General features: G+C 50.6%; 12 protein-coding genes. 10 read left to right on the top strand and 2 right to left on the bottom strand.

Going from position 1 to position 22,967, the window contains the following annotated elements:
• Positions 1–7: 7 nt before the first annotated feature.
• Entirely contained in the window at positions 8–1,507 is a 1,500-nt protein-coding gene (gene xylB / locus I8J30_RS07175) for a xylulokinase (protein ID WP_210656716.1), read from the top strand.
• Positions 1,508–1,773: 266 nt separating this feature from the next.
• Positions 1,774–3,504 (top strand): methyl-accepting chemotaxis protein, encoded by a 1,731-nt coding sequence (locus tag I8J30_RS07170; protein WP_210656714.1) that lies wholly within the window; start codon positions 1,774–1,776, stop codon positions 3,502–3,504.
• Positions 3,505–3,620: 116 nt separating this feature from the next.
• On the opposite strand, the gene I8J30_RS07165 is transcribed toward I8J30_RS07170, so the two are convergent.
• Positions 3,621–4,583 carry a helix-turn-helix domain-containing protein gene (locus I8J30_RS07165; RefSeq protein WP_210656712.1) on the bottom strand — a complete coding sequence of 321 codons (963 nt, stop codon included), beginning with the start codon at positions 4,581–4,583 and terminating at the stop codon, positions 3,621–3,623.
• Positions 4,584–4,651: 68 nt separating this feature from the next.
• Here I8J30_RS07165 and I8J30_RS07160 point away from each other — a divergent pair, with 68 nt between their 5' ends.
• The 3 genes from I8J30_RS07160 to I8J30_RS07150 all read left to right on the top strand — a co-directional run bounded on the left by I8J30_RS07160 (position 4,652) and on the right by I8J30_RS07150 (position 13,028).
• On the top strand, positions 4,652–5,569 hold the full coding sequence (locus I8J30_RS07160; RefSeq protein WP_210656710.1) for a DUF1835 domain-containing protein: 918 nt from the start codon (positions 4,652–4,654) through the stop codon (positions 5,567–5,569).
• A gap of 72 nt (positions 5,570–5,641) precedes the next feature.
• The gene (locus tag I8J30_RS07155; protein ID WP_210656708.1) at positions 5,642–6,043 is read left to right on the top strand and encodes a hypothetical protein; all 402 of its coding nucleotides are present in this window, start codon (positions 5,642–5,644) and stop codon (positions 6,041–6,043) included.
• Between the two features lie 814 nt (positions 6,044–6,857).
• A complete protein-coding gene (locus tag I8J30_RS07150; RefSeq protein ID WP_210656706.1) occupies positions 6,858–13,028 on the top strand; it encodes an S-layer homology domain-containing protein in 6,171 nt (2,056 codons plus the stop codon).
• 763 nt (positions 13,029–13,791) lie between these two features.
• Here the strand turns inward: I8J30_RS07150 and I8J30_RS07145 are convergent.
• Positions 13,792–14,445 (bottom strand): transcriptional regulator, encoded by a 654-nt coding sequence (locus tag I8J30_RS07145; protein ID WP_210657552.1) that lies wholly within the window; start codon positions 14,443–14,445, stop codon positions 13,792–13,794.
• A 1,241-nt stretch (positions 14,446–15,686) separates the two neighbouring features.
• Here I8J30_RS07145 and I8J30_RS07140 point away from each other — a divergent pair.
• From I8J30_RS07140 to I8J30_RS07120, 5 genes are all read left to right on the top strand, one after another.
• A complete protein-coding gene (locus I8J30_RS07140) occupies positions 15,687–17,534 on the top strand; it encodes a sensor histidine kinase (protein ID WP_210656704.1) in 1,848 nt (615 codons plus the stop codon).
• Positions 17,512–19,140, top strand: a complete 1,629-nt coding sequence (locus tag I8J30_RS07135; RefSeq protein ID WP_210656702.1) for a response regulator — start codon at positions 17,512–17,514, stop codon at positions 19,138–19,140. The genes I8J30_RS07140 and I8J30_RS07135 overlap by 23 nt, the downstream gene beginning before the upstream one ends.
• Positions 19,141–19,254: 114 nt before the next feature.
• The gene (locus I8J30_RS07130; protein WP_210656699.1) at positions 19,255–20,691 is read left to right on the top strand and encodes an extracellular solute-binding protein; all 1,437 of its coding nucleotides are present in this window, start codon (positions 19,255–19,257) and stop codon (positions 20,689–20,691) included.
• A gap of 81 nt (positions 20,692–20,772) precedes the next feature.
• On the top strand, positions 20,773–21,642 hold the full coding sequence (locus tag I8J30_RS07125) for a carbohydrate ABC transporter permease (RefSeq protein WP_210656697.1): 870 nt from the start codon (positions 20,773–20,775) through the stop codon (positions 21,640–21,642).
• Between the two features lie 6 nt (positions 21,643–21,648).
• Positions 21,649–22,965, top strand: a complete 1,317-nt coding sequence (locus I8J30_RS07120) for a carbohydrate ABC transporter permease (RefSeq protein WP_210656695.1) — start codon at positions 21,649–21,651, stop codon at positions 22,963–22,965.
• The last annotated feature ends 2 nt before the right edge of the window (positions 22,966–22,967 follow it).

Raw genomic sequence — 22,967 nt, 5'->3', positions numbered from 1 at the left:
TTCGCGCATGTCCTACGTTATCGGAATTGACCTTGGTACAAGCGCCGTCAAGGCGCTTCTCCTGGATCGGAGCGGCACTGTAGCTGCTGAAGCTTCCCGTGATTATCCGCTGTATCATGAACATTCCGGCTGGAGCGAGCAAACGCCGGATGACTGGGTGGAAGGTACGATCGGCGCGCTTCGCGAGCTGGTGGAGCAATCCGGCGTACCGGCTGATGCGATTGAAGGCATCAGCTTCTCCGGCCAAATGCATGGCTTGGTGCTGCTGAATGCGGCAGGAAATCCGGTTCGTAAAGCCATTCTGTGGAACGATACGCGCACTACGGCGGAATGCCGTGAGATCGAAGCGTTAGTGGGCCAAGAGCTGCTGCTTACGGTAACACGCAATCCGGCGCTTGAAGGCTTCACACTGCCGAAGATTCTATGGGTGCGCAAGCACGAACCGGAAGTCTTCGCGCAGGCGGTATCGTTCTTGCTGCCGAAGGACTACGTGCGCTATCGCCTTACAGGCGCGCTGCACATGGACTATTCGGATGCAGCAGGCACATTGCTGCTTGATGTAGCGAACAAATGCTGGAGCAGCGAGGTGCTCGAAGCGGTCGGTCTACCGGCTTCCTTCGCGCCGGCGCTTGTGGAATCGCATGCGTTGACAGGCACCTTGTTGCCTGATCAAGCGGCGGCTTCCGGCCTATCCGAGAGCACGAAGGTGTTTGCGGGCGGTGCGGATAATGCTTGCGGCGCCATTGGCTCCGGCATTCTGCAAGAGGGTCTGACGATGTGCAGCATCGGCACCTCCGGCGTTATTCTTTCATTTGAGCAAGGCAGCGGCAACGATTTCCGCGGCAAAGTGCATTTCTTCAACCATGGGAAAGAAAATGCGTTCTACGCGATGGGGGTTACGCTCGCGGCAGGCTACAGTCTCAGCTGGTTTAAGAATACATTTGCCAAAGGCGAATCGTTCGACGAGCTGCTAGCCGGCATTGGCGACGTGAAGCCGGGCGCTAACGGACTTCTGTTCACGCCTTACCTGGTTGGCGAGCGTACGCCGCATGCCGATTCGGTTATTCGCGGCAGCTTCATCGGGATCGACGGCTCGCATGAACGGATTCATTTTGCCCGTGCGGTCATGGAAGGCATTACGTTCTCGTTGAATGAATCGGTGGATCTGTTCAGACAAGCCGGGAAAACAGTGGATACAATCATTTCCATCGGTGGCGGCGCTCAGAACCCGGTATGGCTTCAGATGCAGGCTGATATATTCGGTGCGGATGTCGTATCCTTGGAGAATGAGCAAGGTCCGGGGCTTGGTGCGGCAATGCTCGCAGCATATGGCTGCGGATGGTTCGAAAGTTTGGAGGCGTGCGCAGAGTTGTTCGTGAAACGCGCCGCCGTTTATCATCCGGACCCGGCTGCTGTCAGCGCCTATGCTGGACTGTTCCGTGTCTATCAGGACGTTTACGCACAGACGAAAGCGTTGAACGCCGGCTTGCAACCGTATCGCAATTAGATGTAGTTATTAAAGCCGCTTCTTTCGAACGTTGAGAGAAGCGGTTTTTTTTGTTGTGCCTGATGGGGAATATTTCTTTAATTATTTAACTTTCAGCAAAAATATGGTAGATTAACAAAATAGACATATGGCGCTAAAATGGAGGTTTAATCTACATTTTCTTGCAATGAAAAATGTAATTATTAAAGCGATGAATTTCCAAGTATACTGGAAATGTTGCTGTTATTAATGGCATTAACCTAACTAGGGCGGAGGCGGAGATCAACATGGGGAAGAAGAATGGAAAGGTTAGATTTACGGTGGGAGCCAAGCTGATGATTTCCTTTATCAGCGTTCTGCTTTTGCTGCTTGTAAATGGGGTATTGAGTTCCCTCATGATGACCCAAATTATCGACAACACGAAGAAAATCGCGGACAAATGGCTCGTAGGCGTCGAGACGATCAACAACATCAACTACATGGCGGATCACGTGCTAACCCTGCAGTACAAGATTCTTCTTGAAACCAATGCCAGCTTGAAGAAGCAATATATATCGGATACCGATGCTACGATTAAGAAAGTCGATGAAAGTCTTGCAGCTTATAAAGCGATTATGACGGCGGGAGATCAGACGGATCAGGAGCTGTTCACGAAGCTTGAAGAAGCGTGGAAAGGGTATCAGGACGTTACGAGGAAAGTGTCGGCGAGCAACAAGAATTCGCTGAGCACAGAAGAGATTGTAACGCTGATGAAGGATTCGGAGCACTCCTATGCGGCGATTCAGAGCAGCATTGATTATTTGGTCCGTAATAACCATACCGGCGCTGAAGAGGCGAAGGCGCAAAACGCAACGATTAATTCGCAATCCCAGCGGACTAGTCAAATTGCGCTCGTTGTCGGTACGATTCTGGTCATCTTCCTAACCTGGTATGTGCGCAGAACGATATCGAAGCCGATTAAGCAGGCGGCTGTCGTTGTGAATGAAGTCGCAAGCGGCAATTTGGTTACGGAAGTGCCGAAGATTCGCAATAAAGATGAGATTGGCGCTTTGTTTCACTCGCTCTCCGGCATGATCGTGCAATTGCGTTCTGCTATGCAAGGCGTGCAAGAGGCTTCGGCAGGCATTGCTTCTTCTTCGCAGCAGATGCTGGCGATTTCGGAGCAGAATGCAGGCTCGTCCCAGCAAGCCGCTGAATCGGTTGCGGATATGGCAGCCGGAACTGAGATTGCGCTGCAGCGCTTCGAGGAAGTAAGCAAGACGACGCAGGATCTTGGCGAAGGTATCAATCGCATCGCGGAGTCGACCTCGCTTGTTGCGAGCTTGTCGGCGGATGCGAGCCGTCAGGCAGCGATTGGGCATGAAGCGGTTTCGCAGGCGATGGTGCGGATGTCGGCCATCCATGAGACGGTGCAGCAAGCCACCGAGCAAGTGAACCGACTCGAAATACATACGCGCAACATTGGCGGCATATCGAAGCTGATCGGCGAAGTGTCGAAGCATACGAACTTGCTCGCCCTCAATGCGGCGATTGAAGCAGCGCGCGCCGGCGAGCACGGACGCGGCTTTGCGGTTGTCGCGGACGAGGTTAGGAAGCTCGCGCTTCAAACTTCGGAAGCCATCGAAGAAATTGAGCAAGTGATTGAGCATGTCACGAGTGATACGCTTACCGTCGTGGAAACGATGCGCTCAAGCTCCGAAGAAGTGGAGGCCGGTCTGCGGAGTGTGCGTGAAGCAGGTGCATCCTTCGCCGGGATCGCTGCCGCGTCGGAGCGTGTATCCGGTCAGGTGCAAGAGGTAGCGGCAGCATCGGAGCAAATGGCAGCAGGCTCGGAGCAGGTCATCAGCTCGATGCAGCGTTTGCAGGAGATTGCAAGGAACAGCTCGGAGACGGCGATGACCGTTGCAGCAACAACAGAGGAGCAGACCGCATCCGCAGAGCAAATCGCCACTTCGTCACGCGCACTGAGCGATATTGCGATTGAGATGAACGAATTAACAGCGAAGTTTAAACTGTAACTGCATGATGAAGGACCGCCTCGGTAGTGTGCAATTCGACTGATGAGAGCGGTCCTTTTTGTATGACATGCAGGTAGTGAGGCAGTGAGAGTGGAAGTATGGAGTTAAGCTCCATCTCAGTCTCCCCAAATTTCACCGGGCTCCACGCCTAGCTCTGCCGCAATCAAATGGGCCGTCAGGCGCTGCGGCTTCTTGATTTTGCCGTTTCGGATATTGGAAATCGTCGTTAATGAGATCTGGGTGTTCTCGGCAAGCTGGGTGACAGAAAGCTTCTTCTCGACCATGAGCAGACGAAGCTTATAGGCCGGATCGATATCCGCATCGCGCATGTCGCTCTTAAAGACTTGGGTTTGTTTGCGAATGGCTTGTCCGAACTTGGATAGGTGAATGGAATTCATGGCAAGCGTTAGAATGGCGTAGCATTTAAAGCTGTCATCGGCATTGTAGAAGGGCTGGATGAGGGATGTGGTGAGGTAGCGATCTTCAAACAGCTGCAATGTGTATGTGATTTGACCCGACTGGCGACTTTCGCGAAGTGAATTAAAGAAGTTGTGGACACGAGCTTGGTCCTCTTCTATAACAAACTCTTTGTTATGTTTCAGGGAAAGCTTGTACCGGTCATATGGGATGGAGTTGCGATAGCTCCGAAGGGACGTCATTAATCCACCGCTCGTGTAGATGACCGAGCTAACCACATTCTGTTGAAGCACCATTTCTTCAATCCATTTGTGCTCAGAGCGGTCAACAAGCTTCACGGTGTAGTAGACGGCGTTAATAATTTCAAGCTGTTGAATATGCACCTCAGCGAAAATAGGTTTATCTGCCTGCATCGTAAGGTTGCATTCGGCGTATGCGCTGTTCTTATGCTCCGAAAAGGTGGCGCAAAGTCGGCTTATAAGCCCCCATAGCGTGTTGGCAGTATCAGGTTGTATCGTAGCTATATCTTGCCCGACCAATTGCTCAGACGTAAAGCCGGTTATAGTCGAGAAGGCATTATTAATCGTATGTATTGTACGTACACCTTGATTCTCATGAATGATCATGATTGCATCTGTATAATACGTAAATAAATCATCCATTATTATGCACCCCTGCACCTGTTGTTCGTTTATTATACCATATAATTAATGGAAGGGAATGGATAAACATGCTTCACATCACAAATGGCGATCATGCTGCCGCGTTATTAGGACAAACCAAGCTTTTCGAATCAGACCGTATTCTGCCTTGGAGAGAGAGCTGGATCGATGGTCCGTTGTCTCTGGAGTGGTGGGGGCAGGCTGAAACAAGCGAACGCGCGGAATGGATGGAACATGATTTTGGCGTTCCGGGCGAGCACTACCGTCGAGAGTGCGAAGCGCAATTGGCCGTATTGACGAGCGCAGTAAAAGAAGGCGAGGACATTGTGCTCTGGTTCGAATATGATTTGTTCGACCAAGCGATGCTTGCGGCTCTGCTTTATTGGCTGTGGCGCGCGGAAGCTCGGCTTGGACAAGCTCCGAAGCTTTGCTGGATTATCGCTGAAGAGGTTGCCGGAGCTGTTGATTTCCGCGGGTTGGGTCAGCTGTCACCGGAGCAGCTTGGCGGGTTGTGGCCGGAACGAAAGGCGGTTTCCGTCGAAGAGCTCGCGGCAGGTGCTCGTGCATGGGAGGCTTATGCGGCAGGAGGCAGGGAACCGATTAAGGCGTGGCTGCTGAGCCAAGATGCTGCGGTTCTTCCCGTGATGGCTGCAGCGCTTCGGTTCCAGCTTCAACGGATTCCTACTGAAGCTGCCGGCGATGTTGGCATTGTGGAACGATTAACTTTGCAAGCATTAGCGGCGGGAGAAGGCGATTTGTCGTCGTTGAGGCCGGATCAATTATTCCGTACTGTTTCTGCGGCACTGCCGATGCTGGGCATGGGGGATTTGTCGTATTGGGCCGTGCTCAAGAGGATGTCAGCCGGGGAGTCGCCGCTCATTATCATCGACAGTGAGGAGTCGTTGCCGGGTTATGATGCGGTACATCCGATCGAATGGAGCAACTGGCAAATTCGTCTCGCGGCCGATGGAATTGGCAAGCAATAGGAATGACTTCTCGCGAAATGGGCATTCTAAACGGGAATGGACTATTTTGCCGGAGAAGGGTGTGCCTGAAAGATGCAGAATGATACTGCGTTATTTTTTCAATTCGGTGATAGCAAGACCGCCGCGCTCGCGTGCAGCACGCTTCAAGAGCTAGGTTATGAACCTGTCATCCAGCAGGATATGGGGGTACATATTCATTTGCACGGCAGCGATCTTACCTCCGCACTCGAGATTGCTCAGGCTCATGGCGGCCAGCTCGCGGTTCAGTCCTCCATACCGGATATCGAACTCACGAATGACGCTTACAATATGGAGAATATTACGATACCGGCCCACGTGGTCAACGAGGACTTGATCGCCCAAGAAGAATCGCAAGCCGGCTTGAGCAATTGGGACGACGACGCTCCGCAGCAGGACGAATTCTTCCCGGACGACGGTTCGTACGGATATTTCTCCGGCGATGTACATACGTAAGCTCGCATAAGTTGCGAGTTCGTTTGAGAAGCCGACCAGCTTGCTGGTTGGCTTTTTTGCTGCGCAGAGATGATCAGGGCTTTCAAGTCCGGCATGCAGGATGCGGGAGGGGCGAATGCGAGATGTTGAGTGTGGAGAGCAGGATGTGCAGGTGTGAATGCTGAGTGAGGAGAATGGGGGGGGATTTGAGAAGCTGAGTGTGAAGTGCGGGATGCAGATTGCAGAATGCAACGTGGGGAGCGGGTGAGAAAAAATGCTTTGTACTCCGAAAAATTCTAACGAATCGTACAGGGCTTATTTGCCCCAAAATAGCTCCAAAAAAAATCTAACGAATCGTACGAGCGTTATTTGACGTTTTGGAGGTGTTTTGGAGCTGATTTCCCCACAATAAGGCTTCTACGATTCGTTAGAATCTTGGAAGCGCGAAATCCGGGCAAATAAGGCTTCTACGATTCGTTAGCTTTTCGCGGCATGCAGAAAAACGGAAAACGGATTGTGAAAAGTGGGAACGGAGGACGGAGGACGGAGAAGGCCGGTCTAAGTTGCCGTTCCATTCGAAGGCAGGTTCAGATGTCAAAATAACAACAGACACAAGTAAAGATATTCTATTAATGCGTTTTGCGAATCGCAGTACAATAGCTTTGAAAACTTGAAAGCGCTTCAATCATGCGAAATTACATACATCCTATTCACGCGAGCGGTAAAAGAATCCATTGAAGGAGGCGTTGCAGGGGACAGGAGATGGCCCGAAACGCAAAATGCTGCAAAAGGATAAACAGATTGGTGAAGCAAACAAACGGGAGGTTATATAAGCATGTTCAGACGTATAAATGCCATTATTCTTACAGCCGCATTGCTGCTTGGCTTGATAAGCGTCGGCGTCGCTCCGGCGAGCAGGGTATACGCAGCGGATGATCAGGTAGTATCGGTAAATCCGACTACGCAAGAAGAGGTTATTAACGGCTTCGAGAATATAGCAAATTGGTCGAAAAATAACGCCGATATCACGCTGGCGGCTGATACAGCAAACAAAACGGAAGGTTCGCAATCACTCAGTGTGACCTATACGGTGCCTGCAGCAGAGCCGGCTTCATGGCATACAATCGAATGGGATGCCTCAACCGATCCGATTGACCTGTCAACGGCAACGCAGCTAAAGCTGGATATTCGGTCGGCGAACGATCAAACGACCGGCAACCACGAGCCGATCCGTTTCAAGCTTTATAACAAGTCTATCAATAAAGCGATCTTCGAGGATGTGCTTCCTGTACAAACAGCAAATGAGTGGGGTACATTTACGCTGAATTTGGGTGATATTCCGGCTGCTAATCGAGCAGCGATCAGCCATATCGCTTTCTATATTTATAGTAAGGATGATGCCTACCAAGGTAGAACTTCATTGCATTATCAGCTCGACAATCTGCGTGCAGTAAAGCCGATTCAAATGACGGAGCAAGTCGTTACAGGCTTCGAGGATATAGCAGACTGGTCGAAAAATAACGCCGATATCACGCTGGCGGCTGATACAGCGAACAAAACGGAAGGCTCGCAATCGCTCAGTGTGACCTACACGGTGCCTGTTGCAGAACCTGAGTCCTGGCATGCAATCGAATGGGACACCTCGGCTAATCCGCTGGACCTGTCAACGGCAACGCAGTTGAAGCTTGATATTCGCTCGGCGAATATTCAAACGACAGGCGGGCATGAGCCGATTCGATTCAAGCTGTATAACAAGTCTATTAATAAAACGATCTTCGAGGATGTTCTTCCAGTACAAACAGCTAATGAGTGGGGCACATTTACGTTGAATTTAGATGATATTCCGGCTGCCAATCGAGCAGCGATCAGCCATATCGCTTTCTATATTTACAGTAAAGATGATGCCTATCAAGGCAGAACCTCGCTGCATTATCAGCTGGATAATTTAAGAGTAGTGAAACCGGCCGATACATTAATGAAGAATGTCATTAACGGCTTTGAGGATTTAGCGGAATGGGGCGGACCAACTGATTTAGCGGATACTGTGAACAAAACTGAAGGAGCACAAGCCGCTGATGTGACGTATTTTGTCCCCGACAAAAAGAATGGTAATTCGTGGGTGGAGTATGCCTGGGATTTGAATGCAAATCCGATGGATTTGACGCCGGCGACGGAGATTGCTTTCGATATCCGCCCTGTGGGCAGCCAAACAACGGGCAGTCATGAACCAATCTATTTTAAGATCTTGGATACTGTCGGCAATGCGATCTATGAACAGCCGCTTCCGGTATTGACGGCGGATGAGTGGACGAATTTCAAAGTGGATCTAACCAACATTCCCGCACAAAAACGTGCACATGTAAATAAAATCATCTTTTATGTGTTCAATATGGACGATGCGATAGCAGGGAGAACCTCGCTGCGTTATTTATTCGATAATATGACCATTCTGACAAGCCAAGTGCAGCGCGTAACGGCAACTCCGGGTTCTTCAATCGTAACGCCGGGCACGACTGTAACGCTTGCAACGCTCTCTGTGGGAGCAAACATTTTCTACACACTGGACGGATCCGATCCTAAGACTTCTACGACGAAAGCCTTATACAGCGCTCCAATTCCAATTGCAGATGTCACAACAATTAAAGCTTATGCGGAAATACCGGGCAAACCGAAAAGCGCGATATCTGTCTTCGACTACACGATCGGAACCGGCGTGCCGGGAGAAGAGATTTACGGCATTCATTCCAGTGTAGCGGATATTGGCAGCAGCATGCTTGCCGGCATTCACCGTACGGATAAAATTGGCGAAGACGGCTTTATGAATGATTGGAGCGGTCAGGCTTCTTTCGTTTTACCGTCCAATGCGAGCAAGCAAGTGAAAATCGCAGGCTGGGGCGGCGTGGACGATCTGTCGGCAAATGCGGCACTTGCCTACGATGACAATAATCTCTATCTGCACGTCGATGTGAAGGACGCAGATCAGCTTGGTTACTCGGGGGATGTCATCTGGCGCGGAGATAGTGTTCAGGTCGCATTTTCCAAAGATGGGGCTGTGTATGGACCGGAATACGGATTCTCGTATGGCGACAACGGTACGGCGAGCAAGTTTAGCTGGAACAGCGGCAGTGCTAAGCTTGGCGTGGATTCGATTAAACTGAAGGTCAGCCGTGACAATACCACTAAGCTTACGGCGTATGATTTGGTCATTCCGTGGCTGGCAGCATTACCTGCAGCTCCGGGAGAGAAGGTTCCGTTCACGCTGCTCATTAATGACAATGACGGCGCTGACAGAAGAGGGTATATCGAATGGACACCGGGAATCGGCAATGGTAAAGATGCAACCAGCCTAGGTTCCTTGATGCTGCTGGATCAAAACCAAACCTGGAGCACTTGGATGCATGGGCCGCAGGATGTCCTTCAGAATACAGCGTACGACTATTCCGTCGCGATTGCTAACTTCGGAGAAGAAGCGGAAACGTTCCAGATTTCTCTTCCGAATGTCAGCGGTACGGAAGTACAAGAAGTAACTGTACCCGCACATAAAGTGCTCAAGAAAGCAATTCCGGTATCTTTTCCAACCGTCGGGAACCTGCAATTTGAGGCCGTCATCACCAATAAAGATACAGGCGAGGCCAAACATGAAACAATCGCTGTTTCCGTGAAACGGAATGCAGAGGCCTTGTTGGGCTTGTTGGATGAGATGAATGAGAAACTGCCTCTGCTTGCGGAACTGCTCGCGACAGCGAAGGAGCAGAACATCCCGGTAGATTATGAAACGGTGAATTACACCGTCATCAAGAACTTTATTCAATACGGCAAAGACGACATTACGAACAATCTCTTGCCGCGTGCCGATTATGTCGTGAATGAACTTGAACGTCTTTATGATGAAGCGACTGCGAATGTGCAGGCTTACTTGAGCGGCGAGAAAACGGCGCTAAGCGTTCCTCGATATGTGACTGCTCGTTCGACGATGGAAGGGTTCTCCTTCGTAGGTCCAACGAAAACATCGACTTCGGATGACGTCGTTAATCGGCCGATTTTCTTCACTGGCTATGGGCACTTCAATCAAGCTAAAGCCGATATTCCGCAGTTTAGCGATTATGGTACGAATATCATTCAGATGGAGCTCGGTCCGGATGGTACAGTGCTGCCGCCGGCAGAGGGTAGCGATGCCGATTACAGCATCTCGACAGACTTGATCACCAATAGCGTTATTCCAACATTGGAAAATGCAGCGGAGCATAATATCGCAGTAAGCTTGCTCATCTCGCCGCATTATTTCCCGCAGTGGGCGAAGGATACGTGGCCGGATGTGGTCAATAACGACAATTCGGGCTTCTTGAAATTCAACGTTAACGCGCCGAAAGCACGCGAAATCGTTGAAGCTTATATCAAAACCCTAGTCCCGCTGGTGAAGGATTTGCCAGCTCTACACAGTATCATTATCAGCAATGAGCCGATGTACAACACGAGCACGGATTCTACGGCACAAGCGCCATGGCATCAATTCCTTGCCGAGAAATATACAACAATCGCTAGCTTGAACGAGAATTATGGCTCGGAATACAGTTCATTTGACGATGTTGATATGCCTTCCGCGAAGGAGGCAACGCCTTACTACTATGATTGGACCGTCTTTAACAATGAGTATTTCTCATCCTGGCATCAGTGGATGGCAGAGCTCGTGAAGGAGCTTGCTCCGGATGTACCTGTCAGCTCCAAAATCATGGCTAATCTAACCGGTGCGACCTCGTACGGCGTTGATCCGGAGGACTTCAGCGAATTCGCCGACATGAATGGCAATGACAATTGGAACTACCTGGGCAGCGGAATCAGCGGTTTCATCCGCGAGAACCGGTTCTACGATTTGCAGGGCTCTTTTAGAAAAGCGCCGATCTTCAACTCGGAAACACATGTCATTCCAGACAGAGATAACGTATATACGCCGGAGCAAGCTAATCACGTCGAAACATCATTATGGCAATCGGCGGTTCATGGCAAGAACGCATCTGCGATTTGGGTATGGGAGAGATCCTATGATCCGAACAGTGATTTCTACGGCAGTGTGCTGCAGCGTCCTGATGTGGTACAAACGATCGGTAAAGTGAACTTGGACTTGAACCGATTGGCTAATGAAGTCACTGAATTGCAAAATAGCGCACCGCAGGCAGCCATCCTCTATTCGCTTCCTTCCATGGTGTACTCGAGCTCATATCTGGATGCGATGGACCGCGCGTACGAAGCGTTAACGTTCAACGGTCAACGAGTCGGCTTTGTGTCCGAGAAGCAGTCGCAAGCCGGCGGCTTATCTGATTACAAGCTGCTTATCGTTCCGCAAGCAACGAATGTATCGGCTGCTACGCTGACGGCTATTAAAGCTTTTGTAGCTGCGGGCGGGAAGGTTATCGTGATCGGCGAGAACTCGCTGAATGCGGATGAGAACAATAAGCCGCTGAACAGCGATGACAAAACGGCTGTGTTATCAAGTGCAACCGTTCTTGGCGGCGACGTCGACAGCAGTACGTTGAAACAATCGGTCAGAACGAGCTTGACGAATTTGGGGCTCATGGAAGTCGTTCTGAAGGATAAAGCGACAGGGCAGCCAATCGACGGCGTGGAATGGCTGAGCACGGAGTATAATGGCAAGCTATTGATCAATATTGCCAATTATGACCCGACTACAGCTTCCAAAACGATTAGTATTGAAGTGAATGGGAAGCCGGCAGGTACGGCGGCTGAGTTGATCAATGGCGGTACGATCGATACGGGCAATCTGACGGTAGCGCTCGAGAAACCGTATTTGCTTTCAATACCACTGGCAACAACCAGCGGGGGCAATGCTTATATTCCGGTTGACCAAACGGAAGTGAAGGACGCCGTCATTAAAGTGGCACCTAAGCTGGAGGGCGGCAAAGCGATAGCTTCGCTCTCAGAAGGTGACTTTGCCAAAGCGCTTCTAGCCGCGAAGAAGGATGAACAAGGTAACAGCGTGGTTACCGTTGCAGTTGGTGCTCTGAAAGGTACAAATGGTTACGTGCTGGAGCAGCCGGCTTCCCTATTCTCGGAGAAGAATGCTGCGACTAAAATGGCGGTTCAAACAGGGGATGCCGAGGTTGTGCTTCCGCTGGATATGTTTGCGGATAAGGAGATTGCAGGTGCGAAGACCATTTCGTTGTCGATCAGCCGTGTGCTGAAGGATGGCAAACCGGTTGTCGACATCAGCTTCACAGCGGATGGCAAAGCCATTCACTGGAACAATCCGAATGCGCCGGTGGTGGTATCCATCCCTTACACGCCGACCAAGGAAGAGCTGGAGCATCCGGAGCATATCGTGATTTGGTATCTCGACGAGGCTGGACATGCGATTGCTGTGCCGAATGCCAAGTATGATGCTGAGTCAGGTAAGGTCGTGTTTACGACAACGCACTTCAGCAAATATGCGGTAGCTTACAGCGTGAAGACTTTTGCAGATGAAGCGAAGTACAAATGGGCGCTGCAAGCGATCGAGGCTGTAGCTTCCAAAGGTATCTTGAGCGGAACCAGCAAGACACAGTTTAGTCCTGCGAAGAACATTACAAGAGCGGACTTTGTCGATGGTCTGGTGAAGGCGCTGGGACTGTCTGCGAAATTCGATTCCAACTTCAGCGATATTGACAAGTCGGCTTCGTATTATGAGTCGCTTGGCATCGCGAAGGCGATCGGTTTGTCGCTGGGAACAGGCGGCAATACATTCAACCCGAACGGTGAAATCACAAGACAAGAGATGGCTGCACTTGTTGTCAGAGCCATGAAGTTGGCAAAGGCTTCGTTGACTGCAGGCTCAGGCAGTGACCTCAAGGCATTTGCTGATGCTTCACAAATTGCCGGCTATGCAGTTTCAAGTGTGGCATCCCTTGTGAAAGAAGGGATTCTAGTAGGCGACGGCGGCAAAATCTCGCCGACAGGTCACTTAACAAGAGCGCAGGCTGCAGTTGTACTCTATCGACTAATCACTAGGGAGTAGAAGATGGGTTTGAACAAGTCCACGATGTATGTCGTGGACTTGTTTTCGTTCGCTGGCTGCCGCTCGGCCAACCGCATGCATTCGCATCGGCGACCATTCGCAGCCGAAAACCCACCACACTTAGGAGCGTTGGCGACCATTCACCGCTGAATCACCCACCGCACGCAGGCGCGTCGACGACCATCGGCATCCGCATCATTGACCATTCACCGCCGAATCACCAAACACACACAGCCGCATCACCGATCATTCGCTGCTGTATCACCCAACACACACAGCCGTGTCACCTACCGCACATCGCCGCATCACCGATCATTCGCTGCCGGGCCACCTACCGCTCGCAGTTGGAACATCTACCGCACAGCCGCGTCCCCGATCAATCACATCCGTGTCAATTACCACACATCGCCGCATCACCGATCATTCGCTGCTGGGCCACCTACCGCTCGCAGTTGGAACATCTACCGCACACAGCCGCATTCCCGACCATTCGCCGCCGAATAACCCACCGCACGCAGCCGCATTCCCGACCATTCCCCGCCGAATAACCCACCGCACGCAGCCCGTCGTCACTCTAACGAATCATGGAGGTCTTATTTTGGAGAAAGTGGCACTTTAGAAATTCTAACGAATCACAGAAGCCTTATATAGTCGAATTAGCCAGAAATGCACTGGTTTTTGAGCAAATAAGGCCTGTAGGATTCGTTAGAATTTCAAATCGATGTTTTTCGATCAAATAAGGCTCGTACGATTCGTTAGAATATTATGGGGTTCGCAAGGTGTAGGTGCGATATCGTTGCTTACCGTTTGCTACAATAAGCAGCTGATGCTCGACTAAGTTGTGAAGAACAAGCCTAGCCTGATTGTCTGAAACTCGCAGATGGGAGGCCAACTCTAACGGTGTAAATGGACGAAATAGCCTTCTTGCAAAACGTAGGGTCTCGGCTTCATAACAATTCAAATGTTCGGGTACGTCCATGGCAATGAACTTGCCGATAAAGGCTAGAATGAGCTGCTGACAACGCTTGGGTTCATCTGTAATTGAAAGGTAAGCGATCGGCATGAAGATCCAATCGTCGAGTGCCAATAAACTATGCCGCCAGCACAAGTCCTTAAAGCGGCGCACATCGAGATCCCTTGCGTGAGAGCCGTACCCTTGGATCTCGATTCCTCCTTTAACATCGCTGCCCGGCATATAGGCCAAATCGAGGTAACGATACCCGTTGTTAGCATCTCGCACCTCCCATTCGGGATATAGATGATTGAAGTTTCGTACAGAGGGAAACCAGACATAACGTAAAAACTCAACAGTGCCGTGGCCGAGCCCATTCCCCAGTATTTCGCGTCTTCTGGGATTCTGTTCTTGGGTAATGTTAGATGCAATCCATTCCTCAAAAGCTTCGTCAAATCTAGCTATAACTCCCCCTCCCCCATCCTTCCTATTAGCCGCATAAGCGCAAAAAGCCGCTTAGACACAATTGCCCCTTTAAAAGGGGCTATGTGCTAAAGCGGCGTATGCTTCACGACCGAAAATATATGACTAGTATAGCAAAAATGGAAGTCTATGTCATAGAAAAAGACTCGACAAGATTTCTAACGAATCGTCGGGCTTATTTGGATGAAATAGGCTTCTCCAATATTCTAACGAATCGTAGAGGGCTTATTTGGATGAAATAGGTACTTCCAAAATTCTAACGAATCACAGAGGTCTTATTTAGCCGAAATAGCCAGAAATGCACCTGTTTTTGAACGAATAAGACCTGTAGGATTCGTTAGAATTCAGAATCACTTTTTTTCGATCAAATAAGGCTCGTACGATTCGTTAGAGTTGGAAGCAGGAGGTGAGGCGTGGGGTGGGAGGATGAGCGAGTGACGGGACCCGAAACTATACGATTACTATAGCAAAACCGGAAGCTGGGGTCATAAAAAGACACGACAAGATTTCTAACGAATCGTGGGGCTTAATTGGGTGAAAAGGCATCTCCAAAATCTAACGAATCATGGGGCTTAATTGGGTGAAAAGGCATCTCCAAAATCTAACGAATCATGGGGCTTATTTTGGATGAAAAAGGCATCTCCAAAATTCTAACGAATCGTGGAGGGCTTATTTGGATGAAATAAGCACCTCCAAAATTCTAACGAATCACAGAGGTCTTATTTAGCCGAAATAGCCAGACATGCACCTGTTTTTGAGCGAATAAGACCTGTAGGATTCGTTAGAATTCAGAATCGCTGTTTTTCGATCAAATAAGGCTCGTACGATTCGTTAGAGGTGGAAGCAAGGTGAGAAGGCGGGGGGGAGAGGAAGAAGAGAAGTGAAGAGAAGAGAAGAGAAGAGAAGAGAAGAGAAGAGAAGAGAAGGTGAGCGAGTAACCGCCGGATTGCTTCCACTTGTGCTGGGGAGGATTATTACGAGTGTTTTGAGCAAAATGCGCCAGTGTGAGCGAAGGCCGCTATGGATGGTATCGTAGGAGCCTACTCGGGCAGCAAGGCGATCAACCATGACAATTCCGTTTCTGTGTGGCACAGGGACGGATCACATGTGCTGCAACGCGAAGAAAACTTTCACGATTTTGCTAGAAGGAAGTATAAAAACTAATGAAACAAAGGCCGTTCTCCCTTTATAATTTAAGTAATTAAGGTGAGATGAGGTTCAGGATGCAGAAGATGCGGACCAAAGTGCTGCTATTTCCCTACCATTGGATAACCAAGTCGCTCTATCGGAAGATATGGTTCTGCTTCTTCATTACGATTTCAATCACAGTCTCGGCGCTGGGGCTCGATTATTATGTCCAGACCTCCTCGGACATCAAGCAGCGAGCGGTCGGCAATATGGAGCAGATCAGCAGCCAATCTGCCGCCACATTGGAATCTTATATGCTGAACGTGAAGAACTTCGCGTGGGACTATTTTGGCAATAAAGATTTCCAGCAGTTTGTCAGCAAAATGGGGGCCGATCCGGATGCATACTCCCATTATTCCGCGAAATTCAGCCAGTTTCTGACCGACAACCCGGTGGTGGACTACATCATGGTCAGCCAATTGGACGGTTATATGCTCTCCAGCGGCAGAATGAATGAAACGAATGAGCTGGATTTTGATTTTGAGCCGATCGAGAAGGCCGCTGTCACCAAGGACGGGAAAGGGATCTGGGTGCCAACGCATACGATCGATGCGGCTACGAATCAACAAGTGAATACGTTAATGTTCGCGCAAGCGGTCAAAATCATCAATTTCAATATCGACACCCCGATCGTCGGTGTCATTTATATCCGGCTCTCGCCGGAATATCTGAAGAAGTGGCTTGGCGATATTGCCAGCGATGAACAGGGCAACTACATGCTGGTCGACTCGGCAAGCGGGCAAGTGATGCTCTCGGATCATGAGCGGACGGACGCGCAGCTGCAAGGTCTTAATGGTCTTTTCCGATTCAGCTATGGCATATCGTCCAGATATCTGTTCGGCGATGATCACGGCGTGGAGACGTTGTTCGTCTCCAACGAGCTGAACAATACGTCCTGGGCACTCATTGGAAAAGTCCCGCTGCAGGTGCTGCTGAAGCAATTGAACACGTTTGCTCTTCGTACGCTTGTAATCGGGATGATCTGCCTGCTCGGAGCGATGGTGATCGCAAGTCTCCTCGCCAGTCGAATTATTACGCCGCTTAAGCTGCTGAAGAATGGCATCATTTCCATCGAGCAAGGCAATTACGAGGTTTCCGTGCCCGTTACCTCTAAAGATGAGATCGGTTATTTTATCCGACACTTCAATCAAATGGCGAAGGAGATCAACTCGCTCATCGTGAAAGTATACGAGACGGAGCTGGTGAAGAAGGATGCGGAGATCAAATCGCTGCAATCCCAAATCAATCCGCATTTTCTATACAACACGCTTGGGATGATTGATAGTTTGGCCTCGCTTTACGAGGATGAACGAATTAGTCTGATCAGCTCCTCGCTTGCCAAAATGTTCCGGTACAACATCAGCGGCGGCCACATGTCCACGCTGCAAACCGAGATCCGGCAGCTCGAAATCTACCTGTCGATTCAGCAAATTCGTTTCGGCGCGAGGCTTCGGTATTCGATCGAAATTGAGGAGGGGCTCCACGCGACGCTAACGCCGAAGCTGCTCTTGCAGCCGCTTGTCGAGAACAGCTTTATTCACGGCATTGACCACCTGACGCAAGGCGGGGAAATTCGAATTCGAGCTTACAGCCTCTCGGATACCGACGCCGCGATCACGGTTTGGAACAACGGTCCTGCTATCGAACCGCATAAACTCATGGTGCTGCAAGAGAAACTGGAACTATGCCAGCAGCAGAACTATTCGGATCACACGGCTTCATCCATCGGGCTGTTCAATGTGCTTTACCGCATCAAGCTAGTCTTCGGCAGCAGCTATGGGTTAACCGTTCAAAGCAGCCAAGATCAGGGGACGACGGTAACGGTTCTGATCAAAAAAACGCGAGTGGAGGAGCCTTCCTATGAAATTGCTAATCGCAGATGACGAACAGCTGATGCGGCAAGGCATTATGAAGAAGATTCAGATGTCCGGCTTGCCGATCACAGCGGTCTTCGAAGCGGGAGACGGCGTGGAAGCGTTGCGAGTGCTGCACGAGGTGAAGCCTGATATCGTCATTACCGATATTCGAATGCCGCTTATGGATGGGCTCACGTTCTTGAAGGAAGCAGCGCAAGCGATGCCCGAGCTGCAGTTCATCGTTATTAGCGGCTACGGGGAGTTTGATTACGCCCGCAAAGCGATACAGTTTGGCGTGACCGATTACTTACTTAAGCCAGTCGACAAGGAAGAGCTGAAGGAGAGCTTGCTGCGGGTTATCGGCAAAATCCGGCAGCGCCTGGAGCAGTCCGAGGCCGGCGAGCAGATCAAGCATTTGCAGAGCAGCGCGGAAGAGTCGATTCGAGAGCGGATGCTGAGCAAGCTCATCCAGTACGGACCAGGCGGCGTGCCCCAAGCGGAGAGAGACGAGCAGCTGCTCGCCCTGCGCCGGAGCTGCAGCTATTTTGTGGCGGTAGTCTTCGTACTGCAGGCGGTGAAGCTGCCCCATCTGTCCTTTCGGCAAGGAGACGAGAAGCTGCTTTCGTTCGCTGTTCAAAATATGATCTCTACCGTTCTCGAATCAACAGAGCGCAAAGGGGTGTTATTCCGTCATGCGATGCTGGAAAATGAGCTTGTTTACGTGCTTGGCGGCCATTCGCCGTTTGAGACGGTTACGCTTCATCGGGAGCTGGAAGAGATTCTCGGCGGTATACAGCGTCATCTGAAGCTGGAAGCAACCATCGGATGCGGCGGTGCCGTCAATCAGATGGAAATCATTCAGCAGTCTTACCAGCAAGCGAAGCAAGCGCTTCGCAACTGCATTATTCACGGAAACGGACGAATTTATATGAACGATGCCGGCGAACAAGTGAAGGCCGGATTGCATTCCGTTATCTCCAGAGAAGACGAGGCCTTGCTGCTGCGCTTCCTGAGCGAGTGCAACGTTGCGGCGCTGACAGGCTGGATCGATGAACGCGTCGAGACGATTGCCGCAGGCAAGCAGGTGTCCTTCGCCCATCTCGAAAGTTTCTGCGTGGAGTTTCATCTCCTGCTGCGCAAATATTTGCTCACCCAAACGAGCATCCCGGAGTGGATTATCGGCGAGCTGGATGATCTGCTGACCTGGCTGCATAGTCTGAAGCAGTGGCAGGACATGCAAGGGCACTTAAGCGAAATGATTCACAATATCGCAGGCCATTTGTACAAACTGCGTCATTCGTCGGAATACAGCGTCATCGACGAGGTGAAGCTCTACATCGACAGCTCCCTGCATGAGCCGATTAACCTACAAACGATCGCGGACCGTTTCTACTTTCATCCCAGCTATTTCTCCCGCCGCTTCAAAGAACGGTTCGGCGAGAGTTTCGTAAACTATCTGACCGCAGCGAGACTGCGCAAATCCGAACAGTTTCTGCGGGATTCCAATTTGAAAATCCAAGAGATCGCCGAGCTGGTCGGGTTCAAGGATGCCGCTTATTTCAGTAGCGTTTTCCGCAAGTCGACCGGCATGACACCGGTACAGTTCCGCGCGACGGTATCATCAAAAATTTAATAGCGCATAAGTTCGTAATTTCCATTAACGTGTTCAGCCGATCCAGCTATGATTAACCTGTAAGCGGCGGCGGTAGCGAACGTGACCGTGCTGTTTACGCTCAGGAGGTAGGGAATGAGAGAGCACAGGATTTCGAACAAGCCGGCAGCTCTTATGCTGGCAGCAGCCTTATGCTCAGTACTGCTTAGTGCTTGCAATTCCAATGATAATCTATCGGGTACGGCTGTTGGTGGGGATAACAATGGGGCTGTGGCAGCCGAAAATAATGGTGCTGCCGTAGATGCTTCCTTGGATAGCAGAGAGCCGATCATCGAGATTACCGCTTGGGATCAACCGGCACCTGACGATCCCGGCAAACCTTTCATCGAAAGCCGGTTCAAGCTATTCGAGGAGCTTCATCCGAACATTAAGGTTAAGCATGTTGAAGCATTCCAGACGAACGTGCGCGAGAAATTCATGACAGCGGTTGCAGGCGGGGAAGGGCCAGATGTGATGGAGCAGCCGTTCCCGGACATGCAGCTCTATATGCAGAAGGGAATTGCCGCAGACATCACGGATATGATGAATCACTCGCCGGATAAGAGCCGCTTCATCGACGGGGCATTTGATCTGGCAATGAAGGACGGCCGTATTTACGGCATTCCAAGCTTCATGTATTCGTCCGGCTTGCTCTATAACAAGTCGATGTTCAAGAAAGCGGGGATTGTCAGTCCGCCGAAGACATGGGATGAATTTGCGGAAACGGCCAAGAAAGTGCAGCAGCATAATCCGGATACGATCGGTTTCGATATTCTGGGCATGGACTGGGCGGATTGGCATTTCGAATATTATGTGTGGCAAGCAGGCGGGGACTTGACGGAGCTTCAGCCCAATGGAACCGTGAAGCTGATGTTCAGCTCGGAAGCGGCCGTGAAGGCGCTCCAATATTATAAAGATTTGAAATGGACCCACAAGGTGACCCAGAAGAACGTCGTTCAAGATTACAACGAGAATTTGCGAGACTTCTATACCGGTCGTTCCGCAATGATTCTTGGCAGCTCCGACAGCTTCGGCAACTTCTTGAAGCAAGGGATGAAAGCGGAGGATATCGGCTTCACTCCTTTCCCGGTCGGACCCTCAGGCAGAGCGCCTTCGCAAGTGGGAGGGAACTTCTGGATGCTGAATCCGAAATCGACGCCGGAGCAGCAGAAGGCCGCATTCGAGTATGCGATGTTTTTCCTGTCGAAGGAACATATGGAGGCATGGGCGCAGTTCTGCTTGGACAACGGCTTTGCGATCAATCCGCTGTCGATCGTCAAAGACTTCGACGTAACGAAATGGGTCAAGGATTTGCCTCCGGATTATGTAGCGGCTGTCCAGGCAACGGCGAAGGATAAACATCTGGAATATTATTTGAAAAGCAGTCTGAGCAGCTACCTCGTAAAGCCGATTCAGAGGATTCTGCTTGATCCGAGCGCCGACCCGGCCACAGAGCTCAAAGCGGCCGAAGCACTAGCCCAGAAGGAAGTCATCGATAAGTATAACAGTGATATTTTGGCAGGCGGCAAATAGCTGATTTGACTGGAGCAATTCATTACTGCACCGCGCCGCATAGCAATAAGGTGCGCGGTGCAGCAAGTAGGTGGTGAGGAAATGGTGAATAAATGGAAGATCCCGTGGACACCGATTTTGTTCCTGCTTCCTTCTATCGTCGTGTTTTTCATATTCAAATATTATTTGCTGTTTAAAGCGGTCTATATCAGTCTCTTTAACTACGATATTATGACCCCGCCCGGCAAGTTTGTCGGCCTTGGCAATTACTTCGAATTTCTCAGCAGCCACACGTTCTGGGTTGCGATGAAGAACACGTTTATTTTCTTCGGCTTGTCGGTGCTGCTCGTATTCTGGGTTCCGATCGTACAGGCGCTCTTCCTCAGTCATATTAAACGGCTGAACGGACTCTATCTTGTGCTCTATCAAATTCCGAATGTCCTGCCGCTTGTTGCGGGAGCTCTGCTGTGGAAGTGGATGTATAACCCCGATCGTGGATTGTTCAATTATCTGCTCGGTAAGCTCGGGCTCGGCCCGTATGGTTTTCTGAACGACCTCCGCATGACTAAGCTCGCGATTGTGCTGCCCGGCTTCTTCGCAAGCGGCGGTATCGGGGTACTGCTCTACTACGCAGCTATTAAATCGATCTCTTCCGAGTTATTCGAAGCCGCGAAAATTGACGGCTGCGGACCTTGGCGGCGCATGCTGATCATGATTTTGCCGAACATTTCGTTCGTCATCATCATTCAGTTCGTCGGGTTTATGTCAGGTGTTCTGCTGTCGTTTGATACGATATTTGTAATGACGCAAGGCGGACCGGCAGATGCCTCGCTGGTTGTGGCGCTCATGATTCAGAAGACAGCGTTCGAGCAATCTAGATTCGGGGTTTCGGCAGCGCTCTCCTTCTTCATGTTCCTCTTAATCGCCGTACTGACCGTCATTCAATTCCGCTTGCAGAGAGAGGACGACTGAACGCAGATGAGACCTAACCGTATTGTGGAAAAGGGCGAACGTAAGCTGGACATCGCTTCCTATCTGGTTACGATCGTGTTCGTCGTGCTTGGACTGCTTCCGCTGGTTTGGCTGCTCGTAACGTCCATTATGGATAACGAATCGATTGAATCGACGACCCCGAAGTTTCTCCCGAGAATCCCCCATACGATCGAACTGACGCTGGATTACTCCGGCATAAGGAATCAAGAGCAGACGTTCTATGAGAAAGATGCGATGAAAGCGATTTGGTATCCTTGGCGTGCCTTCATGCGGGACAATATCGGGGAGATTACCGTCACCGGCGTTAAGGATGGGCTCAAGCTGTATAAGGCGAAGACAACCGCGGCTGAGTTCTACGTGGGGCAGCCCTTTATCGTGTCCACTGATCGTTTCACCGACAAAATCATGAATACGAAGCTGACCCAAATTCGAGAACGCCGCTTATCAGACTTCACGTGGTATGGGATATCGGAAGGGGAGGCTTATCGCGTGCAGCCCAATCTATCCGATGATCCGCTGAGTACGCAATTACGAGCTTATTTCGACGAAAGTGGATTGCTGAACGGCAAAGTGGTGGAGATGGAGCAGTCTCGCAATTGGCTGCGTTTGTTCGATAGTTTCCGAAGCTTGAATCTGCTGGCAGTGGAGACTGCGGGCAGCCTGGGATTCTATCATTTCTTCATGAACAGCCTCATCATTTGTCTGGCGGTTATCGCGTGGCAGCTCTTCTTCGGGGCGCTGTCCAGCTATGCGCTGTCACAGCTCATTCCGAATCGGAGAGTTCGATTCATCGTCCTGATGTATTTCCTCGCAACGATCATGATTCCCAGCGTGTCCGTGCTCATTCCGCAATATTTGCTTATGCAGAAGCTGGGCCTCGTGGACAATATTTGGGCCATCGTTTTGCCTCATTTTGCATGGGGGTTCGTTATTTTTCTATTCAAAGGGTTCTTCGATCAGCTGCCCAAAGAACTGCTTCAAGCCGCACGCGTAGATGGCGCTTCGGAGCTTCGGACTTTCTTGCGTATCGTCGTCCCGATGTCCGTGCCGGTCTTTACGATCGTGGCTGTACTGACTTTCATTCCGGTCTGGAATGATTTCCTCTGGCCTTACGTGGTATCGAGGTCACCGCATAATTGGACGTTCACGGTGGCGATGAACGATATGCAAAGCGGTCAGAACCCACGGCCCAACTGGATCAGCGCGAGCGGCGTCATCTCGATTCTGCCGCTGTTGCTCGTATTTATGGGCACGCAAGGTGCGCTCGAGAAGGGGATTTTGTTTAGCGGCGTGAAGGGTTGAAG

The sequence above is a fragment of the Paenibacillus lignilyticus genome, from assembly GCF_017942085.1.
Lineage (GTDB): Bacteria > Bacillota > Bacilli > Paenibacillales > Paenibacillaceae > Paenibacillus_Z > Paenibacillus_Z lignilyticus.
The sequence above is the reverse complement of the archived record's forward strand: the minus strand, read 5'-3'. Positions and strand labels throughout refer to the sequence as shown.

Coding starts and splice junctions, on each gene's coding strand:
- xylB (WP_210656716.1), top strand. CDS start 8: ATGTCCTACGTTATCGGAATTGACCTTGGTACAAGCGCCGTCAAGGCG.
- I8J30_RS07170 (WP_210656714.1), top strand. CDS start 1,774: ATGGGGAAGAAGAATGGAAAGGTTAGATTTACGGTGGGAGCCAAGCTG.
- I8J30_RS07165 (WP_210656712.1), bottom strand. CDS start 4,583: ATGGATGATTTATTTACGTATTATACAGATGCAATCATGATCATTCAT.
- I8J30_RS07160 (WP_210656710.1), top strand. CDS start 4,652: ATGCTTCACATCACAAATGGCGATCATGCTGCCGCGTTATTAGGACAA.
- I8J30_RS07155 (WP_210656708.1), top strand. CDS start 5,642: ATGCAGAATGATACTGCGTTATTTTTTCAATTCGGTGATAGCAAGACC.
- I8J30_RS07150 (WP_210656706.1), top strand. CDS start 6,858: ATGTTCAGACGTATAAATGCCATTATTCTTACAGCCGCATTGCTGCTT.
- I8J30_RS07140 (WP_210656704.1), top strand. CDS start 15,687: ATGCAGAAGATGCGGACCAAAGTGCTGCTATTTCCCTACCATTGGATA.
- I8J30_RS07135 (WP_210656702.1), top strand. CDS start 17,512: ATGAAATTGCTAATCGCAGATGACGAACAGCTGATGCGGCAAGGCATT.
- I8J30_RS07130 (WP_210656699.1), top strand. CDS start 19,255: ATGAGAGAGCACAGGATTTCGAACAAGCCGGCAGCTCTTATGCTGGCA.
- I8J30_RS07125 (WP_210656697.1), top strand. CDS start 20,773: ATGGTGAATAAATGGAAGATCCCGTGGACACCGATTTTGTTCCTGCTT.
- I8J30_RS07120 (WP_210656695.1), top strand. CDS start 21,649: ATGAGACCTAACCGTATTGTGGAAAAGGGCGAACGTAAGCTGGACATC.